A 17,231-nucleotide genomic window follows, 5' to 3' on the forward strand; every position below is an offset into this window, starting at 1 on the left:
TTCCAGCTTTTGCTGGCCTGATGCCGCATCCGGTTCGTGCTGGAACAGTTGACTTGAAGCAGTGTGGTCAGGCAAATGCATCGGGCCGAACGGAGGACGACATGACGAGAATTCTGCTTGTGCTGACAGCTTTGACGGTTCTGTCCGGCGGCTTGCTTGCGGGCTGCGCTTCAGACGACGGCTATGCGAGCTGGAGCAAGCGCGAGGAAACGATGACGCCGTTGAAGAAACGGACTGATCGCGGCGGCGGCCTGTCGGGCAACTGAGGTTCGAGCCGCAAGCTGGCGGCGATTTCAGTCTTGCCCGCACGGGATCGGACCGTTGCAGGCAATGGAGACAAGTGACAACGAGCGTGGACGCCTCACAAGGTCAGGCAATCGCAAGCCGTTGAGCGGTTCAGCTCAAGCCGTGGCTTTTTCCTCGTCGCTGTCGTCTTCGGCTACGACTTCGTCGCCGTCTTCATCCTCGTCGGCGCTCGCCATTTCGTCGAGCACTTCTTCTCCGGCAGCAAGCGCTTCTTCCTCGGAGTCGTATGGACCGACCCGTTCGTCATCGCCGCTGATCGAGTAGTACCACTTGTCGTCATCGTTCTTCTGATGGGCCGTCACCTTGGCAGTCTGATCGTCGGACATGGTCGCCTCCGTTGGTGTCCTGATGCCAGCGCAGCTTAGTTTTGGGTGTGTATCGGCGGTATGACAGGGGCGCGCATATCGGCAGCGATCTACCGAGAACGCACCGATTTAAGGCCAGCGACGTCAGGCCGGCGCGACGCGTCGACCTCGCGCCATCAGGTTGAGCAGATTGCCCCCGAGGATGAGAGCGGCGCCGATGGCGGTGAACATGTCGATCTGTTCCGAATAGACCAGCCAGCCGACAAGCGCGGTTGCCGGCACGCGCACGAAATCCATGGGCATCACCACGGTCGCGTCGGCATGAGCCACCGCACGCGCCATGCAGTAGTGCGCGTAGGAACCGGCGAAGGCGATGACGAAAATCCACGGCCAGACATGTGCAGAAGGCCAGTGCCACTCGTGCAGCGCGGGGATGAAGCCGATGACCGACTGGATGACCAGCATCCAGAAGATGATCTTCACCGCGCTGTCCTTCCGCGTCAGCGCCTTCACCAGCACGAAGGAGATGGCGAAGCAGACCGCGGCGGCAAGCACGACAAGCTGGCCGGCATTGACCTCGGCAATGCCCGGCCGGACGATGACGGCGACGCCGATCAGCCCCAAGACGATCGCTGCCGTCTTCCAGACATTCATGCGCTCGCCAAGGAACGCCATGGCGAGCAGGGCGGTCCAGATCGGCGCCGTGAACTCGATGGCGATCAGCTGGGCAAGCGGGATGAGCGTGAGCGCAAACAGCCAGAGCGCCTGGCCGGCATAGTGGGCGATGTTGCGGGACAGATGCTGCAGGGGCATCGTCGTCCGCATCGCGCCGATGCCGCCACTGCGCAGCACCAGCGGATAAAGCATCAAGAGGCCGATGATGGAGCGCATCTCCATTACCTGGAAAACATTGAGCTCCCTGGTCGTTTCGCGCCCGGCGATCGTCATGGCGAGCATGCAGGCAAGCGAGCCGCCCATCCACAGGGCTGCCTTGAGATTGGATTGGGGCGCGGTCATTGCCGACTTATGCGGCAGGTTTCACTGCGGCTGCAACCTCTACGATAGGTCATTCGCATGGGCCACGGCACTCCACATCTCGCGCTTCCTGGTGTAGTTGAGCGCTTGCAAGCGGAGCGGCGTTTTGAATTCAGTCGATGTTCTGGTGATAGGGGCGGGTGCCGCCGGCATGATGTGCGCCATCGAGGCGGCCAGGCGCGGCCGCTCGGTGCTCGTCATCGATCACGCTTCCAAGCCGGGCGAGAAGATACGCATTTCCGGTGGCGGGCGCTGCAACTTCACCAATATCCACGCCAGCCCAAAGAATTTCATCTCGCAGAACCCGCATTTCTGCATTTCGGCGCTCAGCCGGTACACGCAGCGGGATTTCATAGCGCTGATCGAGCGATACGGCATTGCCTATCACGAAAAGACGCTCGGGCAGCTGTTCTGCGACGGCTCGTCCACGCAGGTCATCGAGATGCTGCTTTCCGAGATGAAAAAGCATGGTGCGGCGCTGAGGCTGGCGACGCGCGCCGAGCGGATCGACAGGGTCGACGGCGGCTTTGCGGTCAAGCTGACGGACGGCGCAGTTCGTTGCCAATCGCTGGTGGTGGCGAGCGGCGGCAAGTCGATCCCCAAAATGGGCGCGACCGGATTTGGCTATGAGGTGGCGGCGCAATTCGGCGTGAAGGTGGTGGAAACGCGCCCGGCACTGGTGCCGCTGACCTTCGACCAGAACACGCTGGAGCGGCTGAAGCCTCTGTCCGGCAACACGGTGGACGCTGTCGTCTCCTGCGGCAAGACGAAGTTTTCCGAAGCCATGCTGTTCACCCATCGCGGCGTCAGCGGGCCTTCGATCCTGCAGATTTCATCCTATTGGCGCGAGGGCGACGAGATCGCGATCTCGATGGCCCCAGGAAACGACATTTTCGAAACCCTGCGTACGGCCCGCGCGCAGAACGGCAAGCAGGCACTGCAGACTGCCCTGTCGGCGCATCTGCCCAAGAAGCTGGCGCAGACGATCGCCGAAGAACTCGGCATGACAGGCCATCTTGCCGATTTCTCCGACAAGCAGCTTCGGATTGCCGAAGGCAGAGTCAATGGATGGCGCATCAAGCCGGCCGGGTCGGAAGGCTACCGGACAGCCGAGGTAACGCTTGGCGGCGTCGATACGCGCGATCTCGATTCGAAGACGATGGCGGCGAAGGCGGTTCCAGGGCTTTATTTCATCGGCGAGGTTGTCGACGTAACCGGTTGGCTCGGTGGCTATAATTTCCAATGGGCTTGGTCTTCCGGCTGGTGCGCGGGGCAGGCGGCATGAGCATCGTGATGGATGGCGTGCTGGCTGACGAAGCCGATTTCGTCCCGCGCCCGCATCAGCTCATCGCGCGGGATGCCATTCTGGCGGCGCGCGAAAAGGGGCGTCCCGGCTTCCTGCTCGGCGACCTGACCGGTCTCGGCAAGACGCTGTCGGCGTGGCTGGCCGTCTCGGCGATGCCGGAGACGGATGTTCTCGTCATCTGCCCCAAGGGTGCCATTCCGCAATGGCGGCGAACTATCGCCCGCTCCCCGGATGCCGGAAAGCGTGTCACCATCATGAATTTCGAGCGGACAAAATCGCTGCTGGCGCCGCCTGCCGCCAGCACCAAGCGCTCGATGCGGGCGAAGAACAACGAGCTTGCGCGGCATGGCGCGCCCAAGCGCATCTGGCCGATCGTCATCATCGACGAGAGCCACCGCATCCGCAATCCGGGTGCGCAGCAGGGGTTGGTATGCCGGCAGATGGCGGCGGCCGCCAATTTCACCATCTATATGAGCGCGACCGCTGGCCAGTCGCCGCATGAACTGTCCTATCTCGGCAAGCTTCTGGCCTATGCGACCGGCGGCGCAAGCGGCGAGATAGACGATTTCCGCAAGCTGATGAAGGGGCTCGGCATCGGCCGCGCCAAAGGGCGCTGGAAGAACTGGTCGTGGGAGCCGAACGAGACCGACCAAAAGACCATGTCGGACCTTCTCTATCGCGGCGAGAACGCCATCGGCATGCGCCGCCGCCCCGAAGACATCGCCGGCTGGCCCGAAGTGCAGCGCGAACTGGCGCCGACGGCGCTCGATGCCGCCGGGCAGCGGCTTTACGACTCAACCTGGCGCGAATTCCGCCGCGAACTCGGGCTTCTGGGCGGCAGCACGCGGCGCGCCGCCGGCTGGGCCGCCGATCTGCGCTTTCGCCAGAAGGCCAGCCTGATCCGAACCACCGGCACGACGGAATTCGCGGACGATCTTCTGGCCAACGGCCAGCAGGTGGCGATCTCGGTCGCCTTCCTCGAAACCAGCGCCATGCTGGCGGAAAAGCTTTCCGGTCGCGGCTGGGCGGTCGGCGAAATCAACGGCGAACAGTCGGGCGACGCCAATGAGCGTACGCGGGTTGCCTTCCAGACCGGCCAGCTCGAGGCGGTCATCTTCACCGTCACCGAATCGATTTCGCTGCATCAGGGCGAAATGCCGGGCGGCGAGCGCGAGCGTTCTCTGGTCGTTCACGACATGCGCCACAGCGCCATCCAGCTTCAGCAGATCGAAGGCCGCTGCCATCGCGACGGCAAGCGCGCCATCATCTACTACGCCTATGCCGAGGGCACGGTGGAGGAGCGTATAGGCGCGACCGTCATTGCCCGAATGATGTCGATGGATGGCATGGCTGGCGATGATACGCGGCTGCTGGAGGAAATCGCGGCGGTGGTGGGCGTTTAGGAAAACATTTTTGCCACCCCGCTGGCGCCCCGAAAAAATGACTGTGGCGCTGCTTCCCGGCAGGCGAATGGGCGAAAAGGGGCAGGCAGCCAACCGTCCCGGCACGCCTGGAGGATAGTCATGACGAACCCGGCTACCACCGTCGATCCACGCCGTGCCGATTATCTCGATAGCACCTATTCCTGGACCCGGCTTGCGGTTTCGGTGCTTGTCGCGACGATCGGCGGCGTGGGCTTGTGGTCGGTGGTGGTCGTGCTGCCGGACGTGCAGAGCGAATTCGGCATCGACCGCGCCGATGCTTCGTTGCCTTACACGATGACGATGCTCGGCTTTGCGGTCGGCAATGTTGTGATCGGCCGCTTCATCGACCGGATGGGCTTTATGTTCCCGGCGCTCGTTGCGGCAGCGATGCTTGGCGCTGGTTTCATTCTTGCTGCCTTGACTACGTCGGTTTTTCAATTCGCCGTCATTCAGGCGCTTCTGATCGGGGTCGGCGCTTCTACGACCTTCGGCCCCTTGATCGCCGATATTTCGCACTGGTTCGACCGTCGCCGCGGCGTGGCGGTCGCCGCGGCAGCTTGCGGCAACTATCTCGCCGGCGCTCTGTGGCCGTTGGCCATGCAGCACTTCATCCCGTCCTATGGCTGGCGCGCGACCTATATCGGCATCGGCGTCATCTGCCTTGTGACGATGATACCGCTGCTGCTGTTTCTGAAGCGCAAGGTGCCGGTCGAAGAGCATGGCACTTCGAGTCCCGGTTCGACGCGGCCGGTGCAGGCGATCGGCGTATCGCCACCCGTCCTGCAAGGCCTGCTGGTCGTTGCCGGCCTTGGATGCTGCGTGGCGATGTCGATGCCGCAGGTTCACATCGTCGCCTATTGCATGGATCTCGGCTACGGCGTGGCGCGGGGAACCGAAATGCTCTCGCTGATGCTGGCGGGCGGGATCGTCAGCCGCATCGGGTCCGGTTTTCTGGCCGACAGGATAGGCGGCATCAGGACGGTTCTAATCGGGTCCGTACTGCAGTGTGTCTCGCTGCTTTTCTATATTCCATTCGACGGACTGGCTTCGCTTTACGTAGTTTCACTGGTCTTCGGCCTTTCGCAGGGCGGTATCGTGCCGTGCTATGCGATCATCGTGCGCGAATACATGCCGGCGGCGGAAGCCGGCCAGCGCGTCGGCGTCGTCATCATGGCAACGATCGTCGGCATGGCGATCGGCGGCTGGATGTCGGGCTGGATCTACGACCTGACAGGGTCTTATGCGGCTGCATTCCTGAACGGGATTGCCTGGAACCTGCTCAACATCACCGTGATGGCGCTTTTGTTGTGGCGATCGCGCATTGCGCAGCCGATCAGAGCCTAACCGGCTATCGGCGATCTGCTTTTCGTCAACCGCCTCTTAAAACCTTTCGCGCCATGATGCGGCCATGGTTGGTTTCGCGCTTCCAAAACTGAGATGGCTGGTGATCGGTGCTGCAGGCGCCGGCATATGGGCGATGACGCAAGAGCCGCCGTCCAAATTCCATGCCCAGCAAAGGCCGTCAAAGCCCGTGGAACGCAAGGCTGAACTGCCTGATGCGCCGAAGAAAGCTGCATTGCCCGATACGCCGCAGAAAATCCTGCCGCCGGTGCCGCGTCCTTCGCAGGTCATCACCAGTTCCATCGCGCGACCGGACCGTCCCGTGCCGGACAGGGCGGCACGCTCAGATGATTCGCTCTATACGACCTCGCGCGTGAACATGCGGGCGACGGCAAACCTTTCGGCCTCTGTCGTGGCGACGCTGGGGCCGGGTGAGGCGGTGAAAGTGATCATTCGCGACGGAAAATGGCAGCTCGTCTCGGTGCGAGGGCGCAAGGGCTGGATTCATGGCGACTATTTGCGCCCTGCCGGCTCGGATGCGCCGCGACCAAGCCTGTCGGTACCAGGCAAGGCTACCAACGTCAGCACCAAGCCGGATATGCCGCGCGCCATCCGTCCTCAGGGCTATGTCGCTCCCAGATCCGAATCGACAAACCTGTTTTCCAAGGCCAAAGCCCTGTTCGGCGGACGCACACCGATACGCGCGCCGCAGGAAGGCGACTGTCAGTGTCCCTATGATCTGATGATCAACGGCAAACAGTGCGGCGACCACAGCGCCTATAGCCGCCGCAGTCGCCGGAACGTCCAGTGCTACCTATAAGTTAACGTCCGCGCGCCAGAAGCCCGATCAGCAGACCGACGACAGCAACGCCGACGACTGTCGCAGCCACAGGATTATCGCGCGCTGCCTGTTTCACCACGCGGGACTGTTTCGAGATGTGCGGGATAGCGTCGCTGACGCGTGCCATGAGATCGTCGTAGATATCCGATGCACCGTCGCGCGCGTCCTCATAGGTGGCGGCACCGCGTTTCGACAGCGACTTCTTGAGAGATGACACTTCGCGGCGCAGCTTCACGATCTGATCCTCCAGATCGTCTTCGACGTCGTCGCGAAACCTTGAAAATACAGAAGCCATGTCGAAAAATCCTCAATTCGTCTGATGGGACCAAAACGGCTGCTGCCAGCTTTGGTTCCACCTCAAAGAGAGAGGCTTTCTGGCCGGCGGCTGCTATTTCTCCGAGACGCCAGCCTCGGCGAAGCTCGCCATGCCGGTGTGGCATTCCAGCGCCGAGCGGACGAGGTTGACGGCAAGACACGCGCCCGAACCTTCGCCCAGGCGCATGCCGAGATCGAGCAGGGGATCAAGATTCAAAGCTTGGAGCAGCGCGCGATGCCCGGCTTCGGCAGAGACATGGGCCGCGAGCGTATGGGCGACCCCGGCCGAATCAAGTTTCGCGAGAGGAGCCACGGCGGCAGTGCAGACAAAACCGTCGAGCAGCACCGGAATGCCAAGCTGGCGCGCGGCAAGTGTTGCACCGAGGATCGCGGCGAGTTCGCGCCCGCCAAGCGCAGCAGCGATCTTCAGTGGATCGGCGATCGCATCTGCATGCAGGGCAAGGCCCTTGTCGATGGCGACGATCTTGCGCTTCAGGCCGGCATCGTCGACGCCGGTGCCACGCCCGGTCCATTTTTCAGCACCACCACCGAACAGGGCAGCTGCAATGGCGGCTGCCGGCGTGGTGTTGCCGATGCCCATCTCGCCGAAGCAGATGAGATCGGTATCCTTGGTGACGGCGTCAAAACCGGTCGACACGGCGGTCAGGAATTCGGCCTCGCTCATCGCGACGCTTTGGGTGAAATCGTCGGTCTGGCGGTAAATTTCGAGCGGGATGACATCGAGTTCAGCGCCGGCGACGCGGGCGAGCTGGTTGATCGCAGCGCCACCGCCGGCAAAATTCGCCACCATCTGCACGGTCACTTCCGACGGGAAGGCCGAGACGCCCTGCGCGGTGACGCCATGCGAGCCGGCAAAGACGATGACCTTGACGTGGTCGAGCTTCGGCGTGTCGCGGCCTTGCCAGCGCGCCAGCCAGGCGACGATGGTTTCGAGCCGGCCGAGGCTGCCTTGCGGCTTGGTCAGCGTGTCCTGCCGCCGTGCCACGGCCTGTGCTGACGCCTCGCTGCCGGCCGGCAGGTTCTGGCAGGCGGCACGCAGTTCATCAAACGACTTGAAGGCCATGAGGAAAGCTCCTGAAAAATCAGATGAATATGGCGCTGGCTGCCAGCAGCACGATGATTTCAGCACCCTGCTGGAGCGCGCCGATGGTGTCGCCGGTCTGCCCGCCGATCTGGGCAAGGCAGAGCTTTCGGAACGCGAAAAACCAGAGGCCGAGAATGACAGCGGTTGCCAGCGCGCCGGGCAGGCCGAGCAGAAGCAGCGCGACAGCGCCGAGAACCGCACCGACTACCGCCGTTTCTGATGAAGGCGAGCCGGCATTGGCGGCCAACCCTTCAACACGCGCCGAGGGCAGCAGATGCATGAAGGCGGGAATCAGCCCGCGCGATACGGCATGCGCTGCGATCAGTGCGCAAAAGACCTGCGAGACGCTGGTGAGATCGGCAAGTGCGGCCCAGCGCAGCAGGATCGAGAGCCCGAGTGCCACCGCGCCATAGGTGCCGATGCGGCTATCGCGCATGATTTCGAGCTTTTTCTCGCGCGTGGAACCACCACCAAATCCGTCGGCAGTGTCGCCAAGACCGTCTTCGTGCAGGCAAAAGGTCGTCAGCATGGTCGCCGCGAGCGCAAGTGCTGCGGCAGGTCCCGCTGAGAGGCCAAGCCATATGGCAATGGCGAAAGCGATACCGCCGATCAGCGCGACGATCACGCCGATGACGGGCGCCGCCCAAAGGGCTGACGAAAGGCTGCGGCCGGAAAAATCCATGTGAGGAAGCGGCAGGCGCGTCAGGAAAACGAGCGACAGGGCTATATCGCTTGTGATCCTGTTGCGCGGCGTGCCGTTCATGCCTCAGCCCCGCGCAATCGCATGAAAGAAGGTGCCGGTGACATGGCCGCGCCGACCGCCGAATGCGCCGAGCGGGTTGCCCTGACCATCGGCGAGGTCAGCGAGCTTTTCGTCGCTTCCCGGCGTGACCGTCTGCGCGTAGTGGAATTCATGACCACGCACCGTCGAGCCGGCCTGTCCGAGCGGGCAGTCGGATAGCAAAGTCGCCTGGCGATAGCCGAGGTTCATCTTGCGCCTGGCGAAGCTGGTAGAATGGCCGAGCAGGCCGAGCATGCGGTGGGTTACGCCTTCGGCATCCTCCAGCGCTTCGCCCAGAGTCATGAAGCCGCCGCACTCGCCATGGATCGGCTTTGCCTCGGCGAACTTTGCCATCCCGGCACGGAAGTTTCCGGCGGCGGCGAGCTTGCCGGCGTGGAGTTCGGGATAACCGCCCGGCAGCCAGCAGACATCGCAATCCCCGGAAGGGGCTTCGTTTGCGAGCGGCGAGAACGGAACGATTTCCGCGCCGGCCTCGCGCCAATGCGCCGCGACATGCGGATAGACGAAGGTGAAGGCGGCGTCCTGCGCCAGCGCGATGCGCTGGCCGGGCGGTGGCAGGGCGTCGGAAAAATCAGCGCCTTTCGGCGCAAGCGGCGTCATCAAGCCCATGATGGCGTCAAGGTCGAGCGAACGTTCCGCCATGTCGGCAAGGCGGTCGAGATGGACGATCAGGTCTGCATGTTCGCTGGCTTGGACGAGGCCAAGATGCCGTTCAGGCAGTGAAAGCGTCGGGTCGCGCAGGATCGCGCCGACGACCGGCAGTCCAAGCGCCTCGACCGCATCTCCCGCCAGCCGGCGGTGACGCTCGCTGCCGAGCCGGTTGAGGACGACGCCGGCAATGCGCACATCCGGATCGTAGCTGGCGAAGCCCTTGACGATGGCGGCAGCGGTCTGCGACTGGCCGGAGACATCGAGCACCAGCAGCACCGGCAGGCTGTAAAGCCGTGCGAGATCGGCTGCCGAACCAGAGCGGCCGGCCGCGGCGGGAATGCCGTCGAACAGGCCCATGGCGCTTTCGATGAACAGCAGGTCGGCCTGCGAGGCGGCATTTGTCGCAAGCGCGTTGAGCAGCGGCGGCGACATGGCCCAGCTGTCGAGATTGACGCCGGGGTGGCCGGTGGCTGCGTGATGGAAGCCGGGATCGATATAATCCGGGCCGGATTTGGCGCCGCCGACACTCAGGCCGCGCCGCGCGAGCGCGCGCAAAATGCCGATGGTGACGCTGGTCTTGCCCGAGCCGGAGCGCGGGGCACCGATGATCAGGCCGCGCGCCGTCACCGGTCACCCATCAATTCGTCGCGCATGGCGACGATGCCGCCGATGACGATCAGCGCCGGCGAGACGATGTTTTCGCGCGCGGCCGTCTCCACCAGCATGCCCAGCGGGGCGGTGACGGTGCGCTCCTCGGGCATGGAGGCGTTCTCGACGAGTGCTGCCGGCGTATCGCCGGGTAGCCCCGCCGCCAGAAGTTCCGCCACTGTCGCCGCCATATGGGTCAGGCCCATATAGATGACGATGGGCTGGCCGGTGCGGGCGAGCGCTGCCCAATCGGGCCGGTCGTCAGTGGCGGCGGCAAAGCCGGTGGCTAGGATGATCGCGCCATTGACGCCGCGCATGGTCGCCGGAATGCCCGCCGAAGTAAGCCCGCCGAAGGCCGAGGTGACGCCGGACAGCGCGCGCCAGGGAATGTTTTCGCGCGCCAGCACCAGCGCTTCTTCCGCGCCGCGAGCGAAGACGAAGGGGTGCCCGCCCTTCAGCCGCACGACCTTGCGGCCGTCCCGCGCCAGCCTGACCAGAAGGGCGTTGATTTCATCTTGCGGAATCGAGAGCCTGCCGCCGCGCTTGCCGACGAAGAATTTCTCGGCCTGTTCGGCAACGGCGACGATTTCGGGGGACACCAGCGCGTCATGCACCAGTGCATCGGCCTGGGTTAGCGCGGAGAGCACGTCGAGGGTGAGCAGGGCAGGATCGCCGGGGCCGGCGCCGGCCAGCCAGACATGGCCGGGCTGAAGCGGCTGCTTGCCGGCGAGAAGGCGGGAAAAGAGATGGTCGATGCTCACAGAAGTTGCTTTCCCGGATGACGCGCAAAGACAGCCTGCGTATATAGGCCGGCATGAGCGAAGGCATGAAAGAAGCCGAAATGCCGCTGCGCCGGGGCTGGACCACGGGCGCCTGCGCAACTGCTGCCACCAAGGCGGCGTGTTCGGCGTTGCTGACCGGCAGTTTCCCCGACCCGGTGGAGATCACGTTGCCCGGCGGCAACATCGTGGGTTTTGCGCTGGCCAATCACGAATTTGGCGACGGCCGGGCGACGGTCGGCATCGTCAAGGATGCCGGCGACGACCCCGACGTGACGCATGGCGCGCTGGTGAAAAGCACTGTGCGCGCCGGCGTGCCAGGGTCCGGCGTGACCTTTCGCGCTGGCTCCGGTGTCGGCACGGTGACAAGACCGGGCCTGCCCATCCCGCCGGGCGAGCCGGCGATCAACCCGGTGCCACGCAGGATGATTGCCGAGGCCGTGCATCAGGTCGCCGGCGACAAGGCCGACTTCGAAGTCGAGATTTCCGTGGTGGGCGGCGAGGAGATGGCGACCCGCACACTCAATCCGCGCCTCGGCATCCTCGGCGGCATTTCCATCCTGGGCACGACCGGCATCGTTATTCCCTATTCCTGCTCGGCTTGGATTCACTCGATCCATCGCGGCGTGGATGTGGCGCGCGCCATGGGCTTTACCCATGTCGCTGGCTCGACCGGCAACGCATCCGAAATGGCGGTGCAGAAATTCCATGGCCTGCATGAAGTACAGCTGATCGACATGGGCGATTTCGTCGGCGGCATGCTGAAATACATCCGCGCGCATCCGGTGCCGCGCGTGACGATTGCCGGCGGGGTCGCCAAGATGACCAAGCTGGCGCAAGGCATGCTCGACGTTCATTCCAACCGAGGTGCGGCCGATCTCGACGGGCTGGCGGTTGTGGCTGCCGAGGCAGGCGCGGGCGAGCAACTGGCTGCGCGCATTCGTGGTGCCAACACGGTAGCCGAAGCTTTTACGCTTGCTGTGGCGGAAGGCGTGACGATCGGCGATGCGATTGCCGCCGGCGCTTGGCGCACGGCTGCACCCGTGCTGAAGAGCGTGGATATCGAGCTCGAAATCCTGGTCTTCAACCGCGACGGCGAATTGAGGGGGCATGCGCCCTTCGCGCCCACTCATAGCGAATCCCGCCCCCTGAAGCGGCGCTGATAATAGGCATCGTAAAGCGAGCTTTCGCGGAACTCCTCTGCCGCCAGCGAGGGCCCGACGAATATGATCGCCGTACGCTCGATCGGATCGGCGGCGAACTGGGCGGCTATCGTCGCAAGCGTGCCGCGCATGATGCGCTCGTCCGGCCAAGAGGCGTGGAAGACGATGGCGACCGGGCAATCTTCTCCGTAGAGCGGCGTCAGTTCTTCCACCACGCGGTCGATGGCGTGAATGGCAAGGTGAATGGCAAGCGTCGCGCCCGTCGCGCCGAAAGCCGCCAGCGTCTCCTTTGCGGGCATTGGCGAGGCGCGGCCGGAGACGCGGGTCAGCACCAGCGATTGTGCGACTTCCGGGATCGTCAGCTCGCGGCCCAGCGCTGCCGCTGCGGCGGCGAAGGACGGCACACCCGGCGTCAGCGTGTAGGGGATGCCGAGCTTTTCGAGCCGGCGTATCTGCTCGGCGACCGCACTCCAGACAGAAAGGTCGCCGGAATGGAGGCGGGCAACATCCTGCCCGGCCTGATGGGCGGCAGCGTATTCCGCCTCGATTTCATCCAGCGACATCGGGGCAGTGTTTACGAGCTTCGCGCCCGGCCCGCAGTAGGCCAGCATCTCAACCGGCACGATCGAGCCGGCATAGAGGCAGATCGGGCAGCGCGCCAGCAGGTCGCGGCCGCGAACGGTGATGAGATCGGCGGCACCGGGGCCGGCGCCGATGAAATGAACCGTCATGACGCATCTCCGCTTTGCGCCAGCGCACAGGTCACTGAGGCGAGAACATGCCTCGGCCCGAGCAACCGTGCATTCTCACCTGCTACGGCAAGGGCAGCGGCTTCCGACACAGAGGGCGCGCCGGTCAAGGTCAGCGACAGGTCGGAATGGCTGGCGACTTTCTCTCCGGCCTTTGCAAGCTCCTCGTCGCCAACGATCATGACTTCAAGCCCCAGCTGGCGCCCGGCGGAAAAGATCGCCTCTTCATGCTGCTTCAACCGTGCCGTCGCGATGGCATCGAGCTGCGATGCTTCGAGCTGGTATTCGGCCAGGGTTGCGCTGATGGCGTCCAGCACCTGCTGTTCGCTGACGCCCTTGCGGCTGCCGATGCCCGCGACGATCATGGCTTCACCCACGACCATTGCGTGACCGGCATTGCCGGGCGCCAGCCTTGCATCGAACCGACTGGCGCGGTGCGGGAGACGGCGAGGCGGATCAGTTCGCCGCCAAGCCGCGCGTGCAGCGCCAGAAGCAGCACTTCCATCTCCAGCGTCACCGCATTGGCGACCAGCCTTCCCCCGGAGGGCAGGGCGTCGATCGCCACATCCATGACGCCGGCCTCAGTGCCGCCGCCGCCGACGAAGATCGCGTCGGGTGTTTCAAGGCCGGCGAGAGCGGCAGGCGCCTTGCCTTCAATAACTATGAGACCCGGTACGCCACAGGCCATCGCATTGCGGCTGATGCGGGCGGCGCGCTCGGGCGATGCCTCGACGGCGATGGCGCGCATCGACGGGTCGGCCAGCATCCATTCGATCGAGATCGAGCCGGAGCCGCCACCGATGTCCCACAGAAGCTCGCCGCGTTTTGGCGCAAGGCTGGATAGCGTGACGGCGCGGATTTCGCGTTTGGTGATCTGGCCGTCATGCTCGAACAATTCGTCCGCCATGCCGGGCGTCAGCGGTTGGACGCGCGCTTCAGAAGTCGATTCCACTTCGATGGCCAGAACATTGAGCGGATTGATGTTTTTGGCGGTGAAGGCCACGGCGCGTGTCGCGGTCAGCCGTTCGGACGGGCCGCCCAGCGCTTCGAGGATCGTCAGGCGCGATGGGCCGAAGCCGAGTTCGGACAAGAGCTGCGCAATGGCGGCCGGGCCGTCGCCATCCGAAGTCAGCGCCAAGATGCGCGCCTTGGGATGTAGCAGCGGGCGGATCAGGTCGATCGGCTTGCCGTGTAGCGAGATCGTCTGCGTTTCGGGCAGCGGCCAGCCGAGGTGGGCGGCAGCGAGGCTGAAAGCGGAGGGAGCAGGCAACACATTCATCTCGTCCGCCGATATGTGGCGGGCGAGGGTGGAGCCGACGCCGTGACAAAAGGGATCACCGGAGGCGAGCACGCAGACGCGGCGGCCGGACAGCGCCAGCACCGCTTTCATGCCGGCATCGAACGGGGTTGGCCATGGCAGCGCGTTGCCCGCGATCAGCCCTTCCACCAGCGCGAGATGGCGCTTGCCGCCGAAAACCGCCTCGGCTTGCGCGATGTGGCGCTTGGCCTCGTCGCCAAGACCTTCTACACCATCCTCGCCGATGCCGACGATGGTGAGCCAGCGTTGTGCGGCGGCCGGTTTCTTTCGCTCAGCAGGCATGATGACCCACCGCATTCTGATACTCGGCGGCACCACGGAAGCAAGGCAGCTTGCCGGCAAACTGGCGGATCGCGCCGACCTGTCGGTTGTTTTGTCGCTGGCCGGCCGCACGGTCGATCCTGTCGCGCAGCCTGTGCCGGTGCGCAGCGGTGGCTTTGGCGGTGCGCAAGGGCTTGCGAACTATCTGCGCGACGAGCAAGTCGGCCTGCTGATTGACGCCACTCACCCTTATGCGGCCAACATTTCGCGCAATGCGGCTGAAGCCGCGACGCTGGCCGGCGTTCCGATCCTGGCGCTGCGTCGCCCGGCCTGGGAGGCTGTCGAGGGCGATCATTGGACGCTGGTCGAGAACGGCAGGGAAGCCGTGGCCGCGTTGGGCGAACGTCCGCGTCGGGTGTTCCTCGCACTCGGACGGCAGGAAATCGCTGATTTTGTCCGGGCTCCGCAGCACGCTTACGTGATCCGCAGCGTCGATCCCATCGAGCCGCCGCTCGCCGTGCCGGACGCGACCTACATTCTTGCGCGCGGGCCGTTTGCCGAGGCGGACGAGCGCGAACTTCTGGCCGGCCACAGTATCGACGCCATCGTCGCCAAGAATAGCGGCGGCAGCGCCACCTATGGCAAGATCGCTGCCGCGCGCGAACTCGGCATCGAGGTCATCCTGTTCCGCAGGCCGGACCTGCCGAATGTGCCATCCGCCGCCAGTGTCGGCGAACTGCTCGCCATGATCGATCATTGGGCCGCCTCCGCCGAAAATCGCGGCGTATAGACGAGCGGCCGTTGGCCGGTGCGCTCGATGATGCGGGTTTCGGGCGAGCCGATCATCACGCAGGTGGCCATGTCGGCCTGCTCCGCGCGGGCTTCCGTCAGCGGCGTAATCTCGATGCGCTCGTCGGGTCGGCCAGCGGCGCGACCGAAGATCACCGGCGTCGCGCCGGGCAGGATGGTGCGCAGCGTTTCAAAGGCTTTGCCGAGCTGCCAGGGGCGGGATTTGCTGATCGGATTGTAGAGCGCGATGACGAAGCCAGCATTTGCTGCCGCCTCCAGCCGCCGCACGATTAGGTCCCAAGGCTTGAGGTTGTCCGATAGCGAGATGGCGCAGAAATCATGGCCGAGCGGCGCGCCGATGCGGGCGGCGACCGCAAGCATGGCCGTGACGCCGGGGATGACCGTCAATTCGATGTCGCGCCATTCGGCAGGCCCGGCTTCGATCGCCTCGCAGACGGCTGCTGCCATCGCGAAGACGCCAGGATCGCCGCCCGAAACCACGGCGACACTCGCGCCCTCGGCCGCCTTCTCAAGAGCTGCATTGGCACGCGAAATCTCCTCGCGGTTGTCGGAGGCGATGCGGATCTGGTCGGGCCTGAGGTTCAGTCGGTCGACATAGGGACCGTAGCCGAAGAAGAACTTGGCTTCCGCTGCCGCAGCACTTGCTTCCGGCGTGATCTGGCCGGGGTTGCCGGGACCGAGCCCGATGACGAAAAGCCGCCCGCTCATGGCCGTCCCGCCCAGCCGGGAACCAGCACGATGGCGAAATAGGGGGCGGTGTCGTCGGTCTTGTCTGCGAGCTTCATGGCGGCGGTGTTGGCCATGGTGCCGCGCTCGACATACATGGCGCGCTCCAGCTTGCCGCTGGCTTCCAGCGCGCGGCGGATTTTGGGCAGGTTGCGCCCGACCTTCATGATGACGGCAGCGTCGGTATCGGCCAGCCGGCGTGTCAGCTCGAATTCGCTCATCGTGCCCGGAAGAACGCTCAGCACGTCATCGCCCTGCACGATGGGCAGCCCGGTCTGCGACCAGCAGCCCGACATGGCGGTGACGCCGGGGATGACCTCGGTCGGGTAGCGGTGCGACAGGCGCACATGCAGATGCATGTAGGAGCCGTAGAACAGCGGGTCGCCTTCGCTGAGCACCGCGACCGTGCGGCCGGCTTCGAGATGTTCGGCTACGGCTTGTGCCGACTCTTCATAGAAGCCGATGATCGCGGCCTTGTAGTCGGCATGTTCCTTGTCGATCTCGGTCGTCACCGGATAGAGCAACGGCAGTTCGATGATTTCGGGCTTCAGATGCTCGGAAATGATGGCGCGGGCGTTACCGTTGTTGCCGCGCTTGGCGAAATGGGCAAGCACGTCGGCCTCGCCGAGCGCACGCACGGCTTTCAGCGTCAGCAGCTCGGGGTCGCCGGGACCGGTGCCGACGCCGATGAGGCGGCCTTTGGGTTGAACGGTCACAGGCCGGGCCTCGCCAATGCGTTGAGTGCGGCGGCCGTCATGGCGCTGCCGCCAAGGCGCCCGCGCACGATGGCGTAGGGCACGCCGTAAGAGTTCTCAGCCAGCGCATCCTTGGATTCGGCGGCGCCGACAAACCCCACCGGCATGCCGATGATCGCCGCCGGTTTCGGTGCGCCGTCGCGCAGCAGTTCGAGGAGATAGAAGAGGGCCGTCGGCGCGTTGCCGATGGCGACGACCGAGCCGGCCATGCGCTCGCCCCACAGCTTTATCGCGGCTGCCGAGCGGGTGTTGCCGAGTTCCTTTGCCAGCGCGGGCGTACGCTCGTCACGCAATGTGCAGATCACCTCGTTGTTTGCAGGCAGGCGAGCGCGGGTGACGCCGCGCACCACCATCTCGGCGTCGCAGAAGATCGGTGCGCCGGTTTTCAAGGCCGCGCTTGCCGCTTCGACGAAGCCTTCGCCGAACTCGAATTTTTCCGCCGCTTCGACCAACCCGCAGGCGTGGATCATGCGCACGGCGACATCGGCCTCGGCTTCCGAAAAGCGCGACAGATCGGCCTCAGCGCGGATGATGGCGAAGGAGCGCTCATAGATCGCGTTGCCGTCGTGGATGTAGTCGTAAGCCGTCATG

The 17,231-nt window shown here is 64.6% G+C and carries 20 protein-coding genes; 7 read left to right on the forward strand and 13 right to left on the reverse strand.

Going from position 1 to position 17,231, the window contains the following annotated elements:
• Nucleotides 1-101: 101 nt before the first annotated feature.
• A complete protein-coding gene (locus WBQ96_RS07140; RefSeq protein WP_336548724.1) occupies nucleotides 102-266 on the forward strand; it encodes a hypothetical protein in 165 nt (54 codons plus the stop codon).
• A gap of 135 nt (nucleotides 267-401) precedes the next feature.
• Here the strand turns inward: WBQ96_RS07140 and WBQ96_RS07145 are convergent, their stop codons facing one another.
• A complete protein-coding gene (locus WBQ96_RS07145; RefSeq protein WP_336548726.1) occupies nucleotides 402-632 on the reverse strand; it encodes a hypothetical protein in 231 nt (76 codons plus the stop codon).
• A 123-nt stretch (nucleotides 633-755) separates the two neighbouring features.
• Nucleotides 756-1,628, reverse strand: a complete 873-nt coding sequence (locus tag WBQ96_RS07150; protein ID WP_336548727.1) for a DMT family transporter — start codon at nucleotides 1,626-1,628, stop codon at nucleotides 756-758.
• Between the two features lie 124 nt (nucleotides 1,629-1,752).
• Between WBQ96_RS07150 and WBQ96_RS07155 the strand changes: the two genes are divergently transcribed.
• The 4 genes from WBQ96_RS07155 to WBQ96_RS07170 all read left to right on the forward strand — a co-directional run bounded on the left by WBQ96_RS07155 (nucleotide 1,753) and on the right by WBQ96_RS07170 (nucleotide 6,537).
• Nucleotides 1,753-2,931: an NAD(P)/FAD-dependent oxidoreductase gene (locus WBQ96_RS07155; RefSeq protein ID WP_336548729.1), complete on the forward strand. Its 1,179-nt coding sequence runs from the start codon at nucleotides 1,753-1,755 to the stop codon at nucleotides 2,929-2,931.
• Nucleotides 2,889-4,355, forward strand: a complete 1,467-nt coding sequence (locus WBQ96_RS07160) for a DEAD/DEAH box helicase family protein (protein WP_336548731.1) — start codon at nucleotides 2,889-2,891, stop codon at nucleotides 4,353-4,355. Before WBQ96_RS07155 ends, WBQ96_RS07160 begins: the two co-directional genes overlap by 43 nt.
• Nucleotides 4,356-4,475: 120 nt before the next feature.
• Entirely contained in the window at nucleotides 4,476-5,720 is a 1,245-nt protein-coding gene (locus WBQ96_RS07165; protein ID WP_336548732.1) for an MFS transporter, read from the forward strand.
• 64 nt (nucleotides 5,721-5,784) lie between these two features.
• Entirely contained in the window at nucleotides 5,785-6,537 is a 753-nt protein-coding gene (locus WBQ96_RS07170; RefSeq protein WP_336548733.1) for an SH3 domain-containing protein, read from the forward strand.
• A gap of 1 nt (nucleotide 6,538) precedes the next feature.
• Here the strand turns inward: WBQ96_RS07170 and WBQ96_RS07175 are convergent, their stop codons facing one another.
• The 5 genes from WBQ96_RS07175 to cobA all read right to left on the reverse strand — a co-directional run bounded on the left by WBQ96_RS07175 (nucleotide 6,539) and on the right by cobA (nucleotide 10,840).
• Nucleotides 6,539-6,853, reverse strand: a complete 315-nt coding sequence (locus WBQ96_RS07175; RefSeq protein WP_336548734.1) for a hypothetical protein — start codon at nucleotides 6,851-6,853, stop codon at nucleotides 6,539-6,541.
• A gap of 93 nt (nucleotides 6,854-6,946) precedes the next feature.
• Nucleotides 6,947-7,957, reverse strand: coding sequence for a nicotinate-nucleotide--dimethylbenzimidazole phosphoribosyltransferase (cobT, locus tag WBQ96_RS07180; protein WP_165115910.1), 1,011 nt, complete (start codon nucleotides 7,955-7,957; stop codon nucleotides 6,947-6,949).
• 19 nt (nucleotides 7,958-7,976) lie between these two features.
• Complete coding sequence (locus WBQ96_RS07185; protein ID WP_336548736.1) at nucleotides 7,977-8,741, reverse strand: adenosylcobinamide-GDP ribazoletransferase; 765 nt, start codon at nucleotides 8,739-8,741, stop codon at nucleotides 7,977-7,979.
• A gap of 3 nt (nucleotides 8,742-8,744) precedes the next feature.
• The gene (locus tag WBQ96_RS07190) at nucleotides 8,745-10,058 is read right to left on the reverse strand and encodes a cobyrinate a,c-diamide synthase (RefSeq protein ID WP_336548738.1); all 1,314 of its coding nucleotides are present in this window, start codon (nucleotides 10,056-10,058) and stop codon (nucleotides 8,745-8,747) included.
• Nucleotides 10,055-10,840, reverse strand: a complete 786-nt coding sequence (cobA, locus tag WBQ96_RS07195; protein WP_336548740.1) for a uroporphyrinogen-III C-methyltransferase — start codon at nucleotides 10,838-10,840, stop codon at nucleotides 10,055-10,057. Before cobA ends, WBQ96_RS07190 begins: the two co-directional genes overlap by 4 nt.
• A gap of 65 nt (nucleotides 10,841-10,905) precedes the next feature.
• Here cobA and WBQ96_RS07200 point away from each other — a divergent pair, with 65 nt between their 5' ends.
• Complete coding sequence (locus WBQ96_RS07200; protein ID WP_336548742.1) at nucleotides 10,906-12,021, forward strand: cobalt-precorrin-5B (C(1))-methyltransferase; 1,116 nt, start codon at nucleotides 10,906-10,908, stop codon at nucleotides 12,019-12,021.
• Here the strand turns inward: WBQ96_RS07200 and cobM are convergent.
• From cobM to cbiE, 3 genes are read right to left on the reverse strand one after another with little or no spacing between them, the layout of a single operon-like run.
• A complete protein-coding gene (gene cobM / locus WBQ96_RS07205; RefSeq protein ID WP_336548744.1) occupies nucleotides 11,988-12,752 on the reverse strand; it encodes a precorrin-4 C(11)-methyltransferase in 765 nt (254 codons plus the stop codon). The two genes, WBQ96_RS07200 and cobM, sit on opposite strands and share 34 nt — an antisense overlap.
• Nucleotides 12,749-13,135, reverse strand: a complete 387-nt coding sequence (locus WBQ96_RS07210) for a cobalamin biosynthesis protein (RefSeq protein ID WP_336548745.1) — start codon at nucleotides 13,133-13,135, stop codon at nucleotides 12,749-12,751. Before WBQ96_RS07210 ends, cobM begins: the two co-directional genes overlap by 4 nt.
• Nucleotides 13,132-14,370, reverse strand: coding sequence for a precorrin-6y C5,15-methyltransferase (decarboxylating) subunit CbiE (cbiE, locus tag WBQ96_RS07215; RefSeq protein ID WP_336548747.1), 1,239 nt, complete (start codon nucleotides 14,368-14,370; stop codon nucleotides 13,132-13,134). The genes WBQ96_RS07210 and cbiE overlap by 4 nt, the downstream gene beginning before the upstream one ends.
• A 1-nt stretch (nucleotide 14,371) precedes the next feature.
• On the opposite strand from cbiE, the gene WBQ96_RS07220 reads away from it, so the two are divergent.
• A complete protein-coding gene (locus tag WBQ96_RS07220; protein WP_336548749.1) occupies nucleotides 14,372-15,139 on the forward strand; it encodes a cobalt-precorrin-6A reductase in 768 nt (255 codons plus the stop codon).
• On the opposite strand, the gene WBQ96_RS07225 is transcribed toward WBQ96_RS07220, so the two are convergent.
• The 3 genes from WBQ96_RS07225 to WBQ96_RS07235 are packed head-to-tail and all read right to left on the reverse strand — an operon-like array spanning nucleotide 15,103 to nucleotide 17,230.
• A complete protein-coding gene (locus WBQ96_RS07225) occupies nucleotides 15,103-15,867 on the reverse strand; it encodes a precorrin-3B C(17)-methyltransferase (RefSeq protein WP_336548751.1) in 765 nt (254 codons plus the stop codon). The two genes, WBQ96_RS07220 and WBQ96_RS07225, sit on opposite strands and share 37 nt — an antisense overlap.
• Nucleotides 15,864-16,601: a precorrin-2 C(20)-methyltransferase gene (locus WBQ96_RS07230; protein ID WP_336548754.1), complete on the reverse strand. Its 738-nt coding sequence runs from the start codon at nucleotides 16,599-16,601 to the stop codon at nucleotides 15,864-15,866. The genes WBQ96_RS07225 and WBQ96_RS07230 overlap by 4 nt, the downstream gene beginning before the upstream one ends.
• Nucleotides 16,598-17,230, reverse strand: coding sequence for a precorrin-8X methylmutase (locus WBQ96_RS07235; RefSeq protein ID WP_336548756.1), 633 nt, complete (start codon nucleotides 17,228-17,230; stop codon nucleotides 16,598-16,600). Before WBQ96_RS07235 ends, WBQ96_RS07230 begins: the two co-directional genes overlap by 4 nt.
• Nucleotide 17,231 lies beyond the last annotated feature (1 nt).

The organism is Mesorhizobium sp. CCNWLY176, from assembly GCF_037153935.1.
Lineage (GTDB): Bacteria > Pseudomonadota > Alphaproteobacteria > Rhizobiales > Rhizobiaceae > Mesorhizobium_M > Mesorhizobium_M zhangyense.